Source organism: Pseudomonas germanica (assembly GCF_019614655.1).
GTDB classification, from domain to species: domain Bacteria; phylum Pseudomonadota; class Gammaproteobacteria; order Pseudomonadales; family Pseudomonadaceae; genus Aquipseudomonas; species Aquipseudomonas neuropathica.
Map to the genome: position 1 here is coordinate 2,203,002 of NZ_CP071586.1, position 13,086 is coordinate 2,216,087.

The 13,086-nt window shown below is 60.2% G+C and carries 12 protein-coding genes; 3 read left to right on the forward strand and 9 right to left on the reverse strand.

Features of this window, described 5'->3' with window-relative positions; translation table 11 throughout:
• The first annotated feature begins 253 nt into the window (after window positions 1-253).
• A complete protein-coding gene (locus J0G10_RS09785) occupies window positions 254-967 on the forward strand; it encodes a UTRA domain-containing protein (RefSeq protein WP_064121017.1) in 714 nt (237 codons plus the stop codon).
• A gap of 496 nt (window positions 968-1,463) precedes the next feature.
• Here J0G10_RS09785 and J0G10_RS09790 read toward each other — a convergent pair whose 3' ends face one another.
• The 8 genes from J0G10_RS09790 to minC form a co-directional block, all read right to left on the reverse strand.
• On the reverse strand, window positions 1,464-2,798 hold the full coding sequence (locus J0G10_RS09790) for an amidohydrolase (RefSeq protein ID WP_220558357.1): 1,335 nt from the start codon (window positions 2,796-2,798) through the stop codon (window positions 1,464-1,466).
• A gap of 64 nt (window positions 2,799-2,862) precedes the next feature.
• A complete protein-coding gene (locus J0G10_RS09795; RefSeq protein ID WP_095050910.1) occupies window positions 2,863-5,016 on the reverse strand; it encodes a mechanosensitive ion channel family protein in 2,154 nt (717 codons plus the stop codon).
• A gap of 77 nt (window positions 5,017-5,093) precedes the next feature.
• Window positions 5,094-5,270 (reverse strand): hypothetical protein, encoded by a 177-nt coding sequence (locus J0G10_RS09800; RefSeq protein ID WP_163004785.1) that lies wholly within the window; start codon window positions 5,268-5,270, stop codon window positions 5,094-5,096.
• Between the two features lie 168 nt (window positions 5,271-5,438).
• Complete coding sequence (locus J0G10_RS09805; RefSeq protein ID WP_123374692.1) at window positions 5,439-6,728, reverse strand: M18 family aminopeptidase; 1,290 nt, start codon at window positions 6,726-6,728, stop codon at window positions 5,439-5,441.
• 176 nt (window positions 6,729-6,904) lie between these two features.
• Window positions 6,905-7,540: an RluA family pseudouridine synthase gene (locus tag J0G10_RS09810; protein WP_034151766.1), complete on the reverse strand. Its 636-nt coding sequence runs from the start codon at window positions 7,538-7,540 to the stop codon at window positions 6,905-6,907.
• Window positions 7,541-7,709: 169 nt separating this feature from the next.
• Window positions 7,710-7,964 carry a cell division topological specificity factor MinE gene (minE, locus tag J0G10_RS09815; protein ID WP_003223146.1) on the reverse strand — a complete coding sequence of 85 codons (255 nt, stop codon included), beginning with the start codon at window positions 7,962-7,964 and terminating at the stop codon, window positions 7,710-7,712.
• On the reverse strand, window positions 7,964-8,776 hold the full coding sequence (gene minD / locus J0G10_RS09820; protein WP_220558358.1) for a septum site-determining protein MinD: 813 nt from the start codon (window positions 8,774-8,776) through the stop codon (window positions 7,964-7,966). Before minD ends, minE begins: the two co-directional genes overlap by 1 nt.
• A gap of 169 nt (window positions 8,777-8,945) precedes the next feature.
• On the reverse strand, window positions 8,946-9,683 hold the full coding sequence (minC, locus tag J0G10_RS09825; RefSeq protein ID WP_026000431.1) for a septum site-determining protein MinC: 738 nt from the start codon (window positions 9,681-9,683) through the stop codon (window positions 8,946-8,948).
• A 117-nt stretch (window positions 9,684-9,800) separates the two neighbouring features.
• Here minC and J0G10_RS09830 point away from each other — a divergent pair, with 117 nt between their 5' ends.
• Together J0G10_RS09830 and J0G10_RS09835 are read left to right on the forward strand one after the other, a co-directional pair.
• Complete coding sequence (locus J0G10_RS09830) at window positions 9,801-10,733, forward strand: lipid A biosynthesis lauroyl acyltransferase (RefSeq protein ID WP_095050911.1); 933 nt, start codon at window positions 9,801-9,803, stop codon at window positions 10,731-10,733.
• A 35-nt stretch (window positions 10,734-10,768) separates the two neighbouring features.
• Window positions 10,769-11,941 (forward strand): patatin-like phospholipase family protein, encoded by a 1,173-nt coding sequence (locus J0G10_RS09835; RefSeq protein WP_220558359.1) that lies wholly within the window; start codon window positions 10,769-10,771, stop codon window positions 11,939-11,941.
• A 137-nt stretch (window positions 11,942-12,078) separates the two neighbouring features.
• On the opposite strand, the gene J0G10_RS09840 is transcribed toward J0G10_RS09835, so the two are convergent.
• Window positions 12,079-12,864 carry an outer membrane protein OmpK gene (locus J0G10_RS09840; protein ID WP_220558360.1) on the reverse strand — a complete coding sequence of 262 codons (786 nt, stop codon included), beginning with the start codon at window positions 12,862-12,864 and terminating at the stop codon, window positions 12,079-12,081.
• Window positions 12,865-13,086: the final 222 nt, after the last annotated feature.

Genomic DNA, 13,086 nt, shown 5'->3' on the forward strand with positions numbered 1-13,086 from the left:
GATGTCGGCGGCCTTGTGGCAGGCCTTTTATTTGCCCGGTATTGGCGGGTGTCAGATAAGCGTAGACCATGCTCAAAGGCCCGCAGGGCAAGGGACTTGGCCGATGTATTGCAAGTCGTGAAGACGACCGTTCGGTAGTTTTGTCATCTCTCGGTCATCTGCACTGCCTAGGCTTGCATCATCAGAAAACGGCTTGATCGCCGTGCGGTTTTGCCCCGAAACAGTGCTGGTCTAGTCCAGATAGGTAACGTTGATGCGCGATGAGGCAACAAAAGCGGTGACAGCGATTGGCCAGGTGTTGCAGGAGCAGCTTGATCACGGGTTGCTGGCGGCGGGCAGCAAGTTGCCGGCCGAGCGCAAGCTCAGTGAGTTGTTCGGCACGACGCGGATTACCGTGCGTGAGGCGTTGTTGCAGTTGGAGGCGCAGGGGCAGATTTATCGCGAGGAGCGCCGTGGCTGGTTCGTCTCGCCGCCGCGTCTGGCGTACAACCTGATGCAGCGCAGTCACTTTCACGCGATGGTCAGTGCGCAGGGGCGGGTGCCGTCGACCGAGGTGATTTCGGCGCGGTTGCAGCCGGCGTCGGCGGCGGTGTGTGCGTGGTTGCAGTTGCCGGCGTTGTCGAGCGTGATTCAGATTTGCCGGTCGCGGCGGATTGATGGGCGGTTGGTGTTGTATGTGGAGCATTATTTGAATCCGCAGTTTTTTCCGGGGATTCTTGAGTTTGATTTGAATCAGTCGATCACCGAGTTGTATGCGCGGCATTACGATTTGCACTATGGGCGGGTGCGCTTTGAGATTGTGCCTACGTCATTGTCGGTGGATGCGGCGGCGGCTTTGCGGGTGTCGGTGGGGAGCCCGGGGTTACGGATTGCTCGGGTCAATTATGATCAGCATGAGCGGTTGATTGATTGTGATCTGGAGTTTTGGCGGCATGATGCGATTCACGTTGGGGTTGATGTGGTTTGATCGTTTTGGGGGGCATATCCGTTGCTTCGGGTGGTGCTGATTAGGGTTCCGCCCTTACGGCGGGTCACTTTTTCCAGACGCCGAAAAAGTAACCAAAAAGGCTTGCTCCTGCGTGCGGCCCGCTCGCTGGGGCTCGGGGTTCCTTCGCTCCGGGATCGATCCGGGCGCAGCGCCTACGGTTTGCTTCGCTGCACCTCCTCTCGCTGTGTTTGGCTGCGCCAAACGGTCGCTGCGCTCCCACCCCCGGATCAATCCCTCCACTCAGCCTTCCGACGTCGCCCGTGGATCAAGATCAAGAACGGTACTCGAGCTTGCGCTCATTGTGTTGAGTGGTGAGAAGCCGAAGCGATACAGGTTTACCGGTTGGCTCAATCCTCGTGGGAGCTGGCTTGCCAGCGATGGCGGCCTGACAGCCGACCTGTTTCTGGCAGGCTGTACAGGGTCCAAATGTGGGAGCGAGCTTGCTCGCGAAGGCGCCCCCACAGTCACCTCATCCCTACTTGCCCGCCCCCGCATTGGCATACAGATAATCCGTCGCCAACGAGGCCAATGTTCTCACGCCTACCACCAGCGCCGACTCATCGACAAAGAACCCCGGATTGTGATTCGGCGCTGCCTTGCTCATGTCCTGGTCTCTTGGCGTCACGCCGAGAAACACAAACAGTCCCGGCACTTCCTTGGCAAAGAACGAGAAGTCTTCCGCGCCACCCACCAGCGGTGCATTCACCACATCATCCTTGGCCGCCCACTTCAACGTCGGCAGCATTTTTTCCGTCAGTGCCGGGTTGTTGATGGTCGGGTCGTATTTTTCGATGATGGTGACGTCGGCTTTGGCGCCGCCGCTTTCGGCGATTTTTTCCACGGTCTGGCGGACGTCGGCATGCAGTTTCTGGCGGATGCCGTAGTCGTAGGAGCGGATCGTGCCGGTCATGTCGACGGATTCGGGAATGATGTTGTAGCGCGTCCCGCCGTTGATGGTGCCGATGCTGACCACTGACGGATAAGACGAGATATCGGTGCGGCGGCTGACCACGGTTTGCAGGCCGACGATAGTTTGCGCGCCGACGGTGATCGGGTCGATGCCGTCCCAAGGGCGGCCGGCGTGGGTCTGTTTGCCGAGGATTTTGATGCGCAGGTCGTCGGAGCTGGCCAGGGTGGCGCCTGGGCGGAAGGCGATCTGGCCGGCGGGAACACCGGCCCAGACGTGCAGGCCGAAGACCGCATCGGGTTTCGGTGATTTCATCACGCCTTCCTCGACCATCATTTTCGCGCCCCAGGTGTTTTTTCCGTCGGGGATGAAGTCGCTTGGGCCTTCTTCGGCAGGCTGAAAGTAGAACACCACGGTGCCGGGCAAGGTGTCGCGCATGCCCGTGAGAATTTTCGCCGTGCTCAGCAGGATCGCGGTGTGGGCGTCGTGGCCGCAGGCGTGCATGACGTCGACTTCTTTGTCGAGGTAGGTGCCTTTGGCTTTCGAGGCGAAGGGCAGGTCGGCGACTTCCTTGACCGGCAGCGCGTCCATGTCGGCGCGCAGGGCCACGGTCGGGCCGGGCAGGGCGCCTTTGAGCACGGCCACTACGCCGGTGCGGGCGACGCCGGTTTTGACGTCCAGGCCCAGAGCTTGCAGTTGTTTGGCGACCAGTTCGGCGGTGCGCTTTTCGGTGTTGCCGAGTTCCGGGTGGGCGTGGATGTCGCGGCGGGTTTCCAGCAGTTCCGGCTCGAGCTTTTGCGCTTGTTCGGCGATTTGCGTGCGGGTGCTTTCCAGCGTCGCGGCGCCGGCGTGGCTGGCGAACAGGGTCAGTAGAACGGCTTGGGCAATGCGCGTCAGTTGCATCGGGTTCTCCTTGATTATTGTTGTCGGGCTTCCCTGCCTGTGACTGCTACCGCGCGCCTGAGTGCTATTCCTTCGGCTGACCGCCACCGGCAGTGATCACTTGCACGCTCATGCGCGGCGTTGCCAGATCGAGTCCGGCTTCGTCGAGATGGCGCTTGAGCGACAGGTTGAAGGCTCGAGAAACTTCCCACTGTTTGATCGGCGCAGTCTTGAACCGCGCCCGCAGGATCGCGCTGCCGGACTCGAAGCTTTCGACACCCTGAATCTCCAGCGGCGACCAGATGTTGCGCCGCTGCAACGGATCGGTGCGCATCTTCTGGCCTACTTCGCGCATCAGTTTGATCGCGTCGTCGATTTCCATGTTGTACGGCACTGCGACGCGGAAGATCGCGTAGCCGAATTCCCGTGAGTAGTTCTTGATGCTTTTGATTTCGCTGAACGGGATGGTGTGGACGATGCCGTCGATATCGCGCAGGCGCACGGTGCGGATGGTCAGGCCTTCGACAGTGCCGAGGTGGCCGCCGACGTCGACGTAGTCATCGATGGCCAGCGAGTCTTCGATGATGATGAACAGACCGGTGATCAGGTCCGCGACCAGTGACTGCGCACCGAAACCGATGGCCAGACCGATCACACCGGCACCGGCCAGCAGTGGCGTGACGTTCATGCCCATGTTCGCCAGCGCGACGATCAGCGCAATGATGAAGATCGCCACGAACAGCACGTTGCGGATCAGCGGCATCATCGTCTGCGCCCGCGCATTGGCCAGGCCTTTGCGCGAGCGGGTCAGGGCGTGGTGCACGGCGGTGTCGGCGAGGATCCAGATCAGCCAGGAGAAAACCAGTGTGCCAATCAGGCTGAACAGTTTGACGCTGATGTCATGGCCTTCGCCTTCGGCAAAACCGATCAGCGACTGGCCCCACACGCGCAGGCCAAGTTCGATGAAGACCAGCCAGACCAGCAAGTGCGCGAGCGTGTAGAAGAAGTTTTTCAGGCGTTCGGAGTAGAGCGCGTGACGTTTCGGCCCGCGTTGCGGTTTCAAGGAATGACGGCGCACGAGGCCGTTGATCACCATGCACAACACCAGCAGCACGGTGCAGATCAGCGACTGGCGCAAGGCGGTGCTGGTGTCGCCGGCGGAGACGAAGGTGGCGAATAGCGAGATGCCGACCAGCACCAGCGCCGGCACGTACCAAAAGGTGCCGAGGATTTCGATGGTATCGCTGAGGGCGCGGCGGGTCAGTCGTCGTGACAGCGGCTGATTGCGGATCAAATGCGCGATCGGTCGGCGGAAACGCAGGATGAACAAGCCGGTCGACAGCGCCGCGAGGACATTGGCGATGGTCGCGGCGGTGTGGGCCAGATGCACGCCGAGGCTTTCGATCAGGCGTGGATCATTCAGCGCCTCGCCGAACGCGGCGAAGCTGCCGATCAGCCACAGCGGCCGGAACGCCTGATGACGGAGGATGTACAGTGCACGATGGCGGTGCGGGCCGTCGAGCAGGGAAAACGCAATCACGCAGATCGCCGAGAAACAGGTGCCGACCACCAGCGCATAGGCCAGCACCATTGCCAGGCTTTTACCTAGAGACGACGGCAAGGCGTAGCTCATGTAAACGGTCATCACTAAAGCGATCAGCCACGGCCCGAGTTTGCGCAGGGCGAAGCGCAGCATGTCGAGGGCTTTGGGGTGTTGCGGCAATTCTTCAGTGAGGCCGAAACGCATGCGCACGCGATGGCCGAGCCAGATCAGCGCGGCGGCAAGCAGACTCCACACCGCGAGGATCATGGCGAAGCCGAAGATGATCGGCAGCCATTCGTTGGCCGGCAACATCATGCCGCTCAGCTCTTCCTTGGCCAGGTCGAACTCGTTGCCCCAGCGGTTGAGCGGGCTGTCGGTACCGGTGAATTGCTTTTCGAAGTTGGCGAGGGTCCCGCCGATCAGGCCGAGTACGCCTTCTTCGGGGCTGGCCTGGGCCTTTTTGGTGGCGTCGCGCAGCTTCTTCAGGTCGGTCAGCAGTTGCGCGCGTTGCTTGTCGTTTTCCAGCGACTTGATGACTTCGTCGAGGGACTGGCCGAGCGGTTCCTGGGCTTCGGGTTGCGCCTTGTTGGTGTTGAGCAGGCCCGGCAGACCGACCGCGTGGGCGGACGCCATCGGCAGCAGTGTCATCAGGCAGACAAGGAACAGACTGGGCAAAGCAAAAAGACGAGCGAACACTAGGCGGTCAACCTCGCAAGGGGCGGATTCGCTGGAGTGTACGAGGCCCACCCATTCAATGCGAGCCGGGCGCGGATTTATTCGTTGAGTTTGGCGAGGATCTTGTATACCACGGTGGCGAGGATCGTCAGCATGCCGATCCACATGGCGAACACACCGGCGTTCTTGTCGCGGAAGTTGAAGCCGATGGCCAGCAGGATCATTCCGCTCAGGATCGGAATGAGCATGGCGTGGAACGAAGACATCGAGATCATGGAGACTGCCTTGTCGAAATGAATGATGTAAGTCTAGGTCGGTTTCTGCCGACCGCTATTGATCTGAGTAGGAGCTGCCGAAGGCTGCGATCTTTTGATTTTGTTTTTAAGATCAAAAGATCGCAGCCTTCGGCAGCTCCTACATTGAATCGCAATTTGCCGAAGCTTTTAAGGCAATTCGCGGCAGGCGTAGAACGCGCTCAGCACTTTGACCAGGTGCGCCAGGTCATGGCTGCCGCACAGTTCGCGGATCGAGTGCATGGCGAAGGTCGGCAGGCCGATGTCGACAGTGCGCACACCGAGGTGGCTGGCTGTGATCGGGCCGATGGTCGAGCCGCAGCCCATGTCGCTGCGCACCACGAAGCTCTGTACCGGGACTTCTTCGGCCATGCACAGATGGCGGAAGAAGCCGGCGGTTTCGCTGTTGGTGGCGTAGCGCTGGTTGCTGTTGACCTTGATCACCGGGCCAGCGTTGAGTTTCGGGCCGTGGTTGGCATCGTGCTTTTCCGCGTAGTTGGGGTGCACGCCGTGGGCGTTGTCGGCCGAGACCAGCAGGGATTTCTGGATGGTGCGGACGAACTCGTCACCTTCCGGCAACAGACGGCGCAGTGTCTGTTCGAGCATCGGGCCGTCGGCACCGCAGGCCGAGCAGGAGCCGACTTCTTCGTGGTCGTTGCACACCAGCACGCAGGTTTCGTCGGTTTCAGCGGTGAGCAAAGCTTGCAGGCCGGCGTAGCACGACAACAGGTTATCGAGGCGCGCGCCGGCAATGAAGTCGCCATTGAGGCCAATCACTGCAGCACTTTGCGTGTCGTAGAAGCTCAGCTCGTAATCGAGTACGACATCGGCGTTCAGGCCATGTTCGCGGGCCAGTTGATCGGTGAGCACGGCGCGGAAATCGACGCGCTCGTCACCAGCAAATTGCGCAAGGATTGGCGGCAGTTCGGTCTGTGCGTTGATCGCCCAGCCTTGATTGGCTTCACGATTGAGGTGAATCGCCAGGTTGGGAATGATCGCGATCGGCGCCTTGAAATCGATCAGTTGGCTTTCAACCTTGCCGTCGCGGCGAAAGGTCACGCGGCCGGCCAGCGACAGATCACGGTCGAACCACGGTGCCAGCAACGCACCGCCGTAGACTTCAACGCCCAGTTGCCAGAAGCCCTGACGCTGCAGTTCCGGCTGCGGCTTGACCCGCAGGCACGGGCTGTCGGTGTGCGCGCCGACCAGGCGGATGCCGCCGTGCAGTGGCGAAGTGCGGCCCATTTTGATCGCGACAATCGAGGAGTCGTTGCGGGTGACGTAATAGCGGCCGTTCGGCTCGGTGGCCCATGTCTCGCGCTCGTCGAGGCGCACGAAACCGGCGGCCTCCAGACGCTGCACCAGACTGGCAGTGGCGTGGAACGGGGTAGGGGAGGCCTTGAGAAAGTCGATCAGGCCTTGGTTCAACTCTTCGCGCATAAGAAACTCCAGACAGCAGTGGGCGGGAGTTTAACGCATCGGCCGGACAATTGAATCCGAACCGGAGCCCTTGTAGGAGTGAGCCTGCTCGCGATAGCGGTGTGTCAGATCATTATTGATTGACTGACAGAGCGCTATCGCGAGCAGGCTCACTCCTACAGGGGACGGTGATGTGGTCAGAACGGTGCAGGGCACTCGAAGCGCAGGCGTTCGCCGGTTTGCGGATGGGTGAAGCTGAGCATGCTCGCGTGCAGGCACAGACGTGGCCAGGCGGCCAGAGCCTGCTCGTGGGCGTAGAGCCCGTCGCCGAGCAGCGGATGCCCGATCGACAGCATGTGCACGCGCAACTGGTGCGAACGGCCGGTGATCGGCGTCAACTCAACGCGACACCAGTCACCGCAACGCTCCAGCACCCGCCAGAAGGTCAGCGCGTGTTTGCCGAATTCGTGGTCGACCACATGACGCGGCTTGGTCGGTGGGTCGTAACGCAGGGGCAGGTCGATGCTGCCACTGTCGAGTTCCGGCTGACCCCAGGCCAAAGCGGTGTAGGCCTTTTCGGTTTCGCGGTCGTGAAACTGGCGCGACAGTTCGCGGTGCGTGTCGGCGTCACGGGCGAGCAGAATGATGCCGGAGGTTTCCCAGTCCAGGCGATGGACGATGCGCGCTTCCGGGTAGCCGTTTTCCTGCAGGCGGGTAATCAGGCAATCCTTGTTGTCGTCGGCGCGACCCGGCACCGAGAGCAGCAATGTCGGTTTGTTCACCACCAGTACGGCGGCGTCCTGATGAATGATGTGGATGTTGGACAGCGGCATTAAAACAGCCTCGTAACAAATGCCAACGGCGGCTCGGAACTGCTGATAACCCTGTAGGAGCTGCCGAAGGCTGCGATCTTTTGACTTTGAAGATCAAAAGATCGCAGCCTTCGGCAGCTCCTACACAAGCATCAATAGTCCGAGCCGCCGTAGCGACTGCCAAATCGACTCAGCGATCAGGCAGGGTGATGTTGAGTTCCAGAATCGAGCAACTGCCCTGGCTTTCCAGTGCAACATGTACGTCGTCGTTGCCGATGTTGACGTACTTGCGGATCACGTCGACCAGTTCCTTCTGCAAGGCTGGCAAGTAATCCGGCGTGCTGCGCTGGCCGCGTTCATGCGCCACGATGATCTGTAGACGCTCTTTCGCTACCGAGGCGGTACTTGGCTTTTTGTTGGCACGAAAGAAGTCAAAAAGGTTCATTACCTACCTCCAAACAGGCGCTCGAAGAATCCCTTCTTCGTAACATCGAGGAAACGATGTTCTTTTTCTTTGCCCAGCAAACGGTCGACGGTATCGCTGTAGGCCTGACCGGCATCGCTCTGGTCGTCGAGAATCACCGGGACGCCCTGGTTGGATGCCTTGAGCACCGCCTGGGATTCCGGGATCACGCCGAGCAGGGTTACCGAGAGGATTTCCTTGACGTCTTCAACGCCCAGCATTTCGCCCTTTTCAACACGCTCTGGATGGTAGCGAGTGATCAGCAAGTGTTCCTTGATCGGGTCTTCGCCGCGTTCGGCGCGACGCGATTTGCTGGCCAGCAGGCCCAGCATGCGGTCCGAATCTCGTACCGAGGACACTTCCGGGTTGGTCACGACGATCGCTTCATCAGCGAAGTACATGGCCAGGTGAGCACCTTTCTCGATGCCCGCCGGGGAGTCGCAGACTACGAACTCGAATTGTTCCTTGAGCTCCATCAGGACTTTTTCCACGCCTTCGACAGTCAGCGCGTCTTTGTCGCGGGTCTGACTGGCGGCCAGTACGTAGAGGTTTTCCAGGCGCTTGTCTTTGATCAGCGCTTGTTGCAGGTTGGCTTCGCCGTTGACCACGTTGACGAAGTCATACACCACGCGGCGCTCGCAACCCATGATCAGGTCAAGGTTACGCAAGCCCACGTCGAAGTCGACGATCACTGTTTTGTGGCCGCGCAGAGCGAGGCCGGTACCGATAGCGGCGCTGGTGGTGGTCTTACCCACACCACCCTTGCCGGATGTAACCACGAGAATCTTGGCCAAGGTGTTTCACCCCTAAGGAAGAAGGACTTTTTAGCCCCTGAAAAACATCTCTTGAAAACTACTGCAGTCGGACAGCCTTGGCTGGAATTTGGCTTTGAGCCTTTTTCCTACTTCGTTTGAGCCGTTTTCGCTACGTTTTAGAGATGCTTGGAAAATGCGGCAGTATCCGTTAAAGCCGAATGATGTTCAACACGTCGCCCGACAGGCTGACCTGTACGCCCGAGCCCCACATAGGGTCGCGACGCAAATCTTCGGAAACCTTGTAGTGACCGGCGATGGAGATCAGTTCAGCGCTCAATTGCTGACAGAAAATCCGTGCCTTGGTGTCACCCTTCACGCCGGCCAGCGCCCGACCACGCATCGGGCCGTATACATGGATGTTGCCATCGGCGAGAAGTTCCGCCCCCGGACTGACCGAAGACACCACGACCAAATCGCCACCCTGGGCATATATCTGTTGGCCACCACGTACTGGCGTGGTGATGACGCGGGTCGGTTTGACCGTTGGCTCAGGCGGCTTTTCCGGTTTCTTTTTGACTTCGGCTTCGGGTGTTTCCAGCGGCCGTTCGCGGGCGCCCGACGGCGGCAGCACCGGAATGTCGATAGCGATGGCGGCGGCGATGTCTTCGATGCGGCTGGCGCGAATCGCCAGGGTGCGCAGGCCATGTTGACGGCAGACGCGCATCAGGCCTGGCAGATCGACGGCGCCTTCGCTCGGCGGCAGTTTGTCCAGCGCCAGAACCAGCGGCGCGTTGCTGAAGAAGTTCGGCGCCTGGGCAACTTTGGCGGCCAATTGCCGATCGAGGCTTTCGAGGTCGTTACGGGCCAGTTCCAGCACAGTAATGGCCAGCATGCTGCCCTTGAGCTGGAATACGGGATCTTGGTCTAACGGTTCGGTTTGGCTCATGTCGGCATACAACGGCTTGTCACTAAAAGTGCCGAGACTTATAACGAGAACGCCCGCAGGCCGCAAGCCGGGTCGAACGATGTAGAATGCGCGGCCACTGTATTTACGGAAGCTTTAATGGATCGCCCGCGTTTTCGAAAAGCATTTCTTGCTCCACGCTTCTGGCCGCTCTGGTGCGGTCTGGGGCTTTTATGGCTGATCGTGCAGTTGCCGTATCCGGCCTTGCTGACCATCGGTCGAGTTTTGGGCGCGCTGATGTATCGCGTGGCCGGCGACCGGCGGCGCATCGCCAAGCGCAATCTTGAACTGTGCTTCCCGGAAAAATCCGCCGCTGAGCGCAAACGCCTGCTCAAGGAAAATTTCGCCTCCACCGGCATCGCCTTTTTTGAAATGGCTATGAGCTGGTGGTGGTCGCGCGAGCGTCTGGCCAAGCTGGCCCACGTTGAAGGCCTGGAGCATTTGCAAAAGGCCCAGCGCGAAGGCAAAGGCGTGATCCTGATGGCGGCGCATTTCACCACGCTGGAAATCGGTGCAGCGCTGCTCGGCCAGCAGCACACCATCGACGGCATGTACCGCGAGCACAAGAATCCGTTGTTTGACTATGTTCAGCGTCAGGGCCGCGAGCGGCACAACCTCGATTCGCTGGCGGTGGAGCGTGACGACGTGCGCGGCATGCTCAAGCTGCTGCGTTCCGGTCGCGCGATCTGGTACGCACCGGATCAGGACTACGGCGCCAAACAGAGCATCTTCGTGCCGCTGTTTGGCATTCAAGCCGCGACCGTGACTGCGACCACCAAGTTTGCTCGTTTGGGTAAAGCGCTGGTGGTGCCGTTCACGCAGGAGCGTCTGGCCGACGGCAGCGGTTATCGCTTGGTGATTCATCCGCCGCTGGAAGATTTCCCCGGCGAAACCGAAGAAGCTGACTGCATCCGCATCAATCAGTGGGTCGAGAGCGCGTTGCGTGCCTGCCCCGAGCAGTACCTGTGGGCGCATCGACGCTTCAAGAGCCGGCCACCGGGCGAGCCGAAGCTGTACGCCAAACGCGGTTGATTCCCCCATCCTTTCAAGCACCATGGAGTGTTGCGATGAGCCCAACTGAACCGGTCACAGGTTTGATTCTTTCCGGCGGCGGGGCTCGGGCGGCGTATCAGGTGGGGGTGCTGGCGGCGATTGCCGAATTGCTGCCGTTGGGCGCCGACAATCCGTTTCCGGTGATCGTTGGCACCTCGGCCGGGGCGATCAATGCGGTCAGCCTCGCCAGTGGCGCTACCGATTTTCGCGCTGCGATCGAGCGTCTCACCTTGTTCTGGCAAGGCTTTCGCAGCCATCGCGTGCTACGCAGCGACTGGCCCGGGGTTATCCGTCAGGCCAGCCGTTTTGTCAGCCACAGCCTGCTCGGCCTCGGCCGGCAACTGCCGGTGGCGCTGCTCAACAGTTCGCCGCTGCGCGCACTGCTCAATGAAAAACTGCACATGCCCGGTATCGCCGAATCGATCGCGCGCAAGCAATTGCATGCGGTGGCGGTGACGGCGTTCGGCTACGAATCCGGGCAAGCGGTGACGTTCTATCAGGGCGGCGGCAAGATCGATTCATGGCTGCGGCATCGGCGCATTGGTGTGCCGACGCAGCTGTCGGTGGATCACCTGCTGGCCAGTTCGGCGATTCCCTTGTTGTTCGCGCCGGTGAAAATCGGTGATGAATATTTCGGTGACGGTGCGGTGCGGCAATCGGCGCCTATCAGCCCGGCGCTGCACTTAGGGGCGAGCCGGGTGCTGGTGGTCGGTGTCAGCGGCAACCCGCGCGGGTTTGATCCGCAGCAGCCGCTGGAGCGCGCCTACACGGGGCAACAGCCGACGCTGGCGCAGATTGGCGGGCACATGCTCAACAGCACGTTCATTGACAGCCTCGAGAGCGACATCGAGTTGCTGCAGCGTCTCAACCAGTTCAGCAACTTGATGCCTGCCGGCACGCCGACGCGCGAGTTGGGCGTGGCACCGGTGGAGGTGTTGGTGATTTCGCCGAGTCAGCCGATCGATGAGATTGCGGCACGGCATCGCCAGGAGTTGCCGGCGGCGTTACGTCTGTTTCTGCGCGGGCCGGGGGCTACCAAGACGAGTGGGGCAGGGGTGTTGAGTTATCTGTTGTTCGAGGCGGGGTACTGCAGCGAGTTGATTGATCTGGGGCGGCGTGATGCGTTGGCCAAGCGCGAGGAGTTGTGCCGGTTTCTCGGGCTATCCGAAGCGGTGGTTCCAGCCTGAGATCGGTGGTGCGGCAATCGCTGGCAAGCCAGCTCCCACAGGGCCTTGCGTCGTAAACAGATTTTGTCTACACCAAAGAACTTGTGGGAGCTGGCTTGCCAGCGATGGCGTCCTCGCAGACGCCACTTACACCCGCATCAGAAGTGGAACTTCACCAGGAAGCTCGTGGTGCTCTGATTGGTCTTGAACGCACCGGTGTCGTCGATGCCGTACTTGTCTTTCCAGTAGTCGTACTCCACACCGACGTACAACTGCTTCTCGCCGAAGCTCAGCGCCTTGCCCAGGTCGTATTTGACTTGCGGGTTGAAGTGCAGGTTGGCGTGGTAATCACCCTTGGAGTTGGAGTCGTTGTCGGTGACCCAGTCCATGAAGCCGTCGATCAGGATATCCGACTTGCCGACCGGGATGGTGTAGGACCAGGCCGGGGTAATCTGCCAGACGTTGTCACCGGCGCGAGCACCCTGGGTGTGGCGCTGGTAGAAGTTCAACTGGAAGTAGTCGAAGCCCGGGATCGCCAAGTCGAAGCCTGGACCGATCAGGTACGACTCGGTGTCGCCTTCGCCGAACTCGTAAGTCATCGCCACCAGGACGTCTTTGATCGGGCCGAACTCGATCTTCTGGTCGAGCACTTTACCCAGCGAGATGCGCGGGCTGAACTCACCGTAGTAGGTGTTCGGACCATTGCTGAAGTCCTTGCCACCGTTGTAGAAGATCTTGTCGAGGAAGAAGAAGTTGTCCCCGTACTTCCACGCATCGGCGTGCTCGAAGGTGACGGTCTGCTGGATGCGCGGGTTGACCTGGAAGTCCTTGCCATACAGGTAGGTCAGGCTGTTGTTCTGCCACTGCAGCAGGCCTTCGGCCATGGCCTGGCCGCCGGCCAACATCGATCCCGCGAGCATCAGGCTGGTGCACATACGTTTCATTCGGTTGCTCCCAAAGTAGGTGTTCCACGTTATTTTTTTAAGATCGGCGCTCTGGTGTGGCGCCTTTTTTCGTTGCTGCAAAAAACTCATCCGATCGGTCAGCTTCGTTGCTGTTAGCAAGAGCCGAGCCAAGGCTTTCGAAAAGCAAAAAAACACCCGCTCGGCTGCTGAAAAACAGTCGATTGAGTGTGTTTTCGGGATGCCTCGGTACTGACCGGGGCC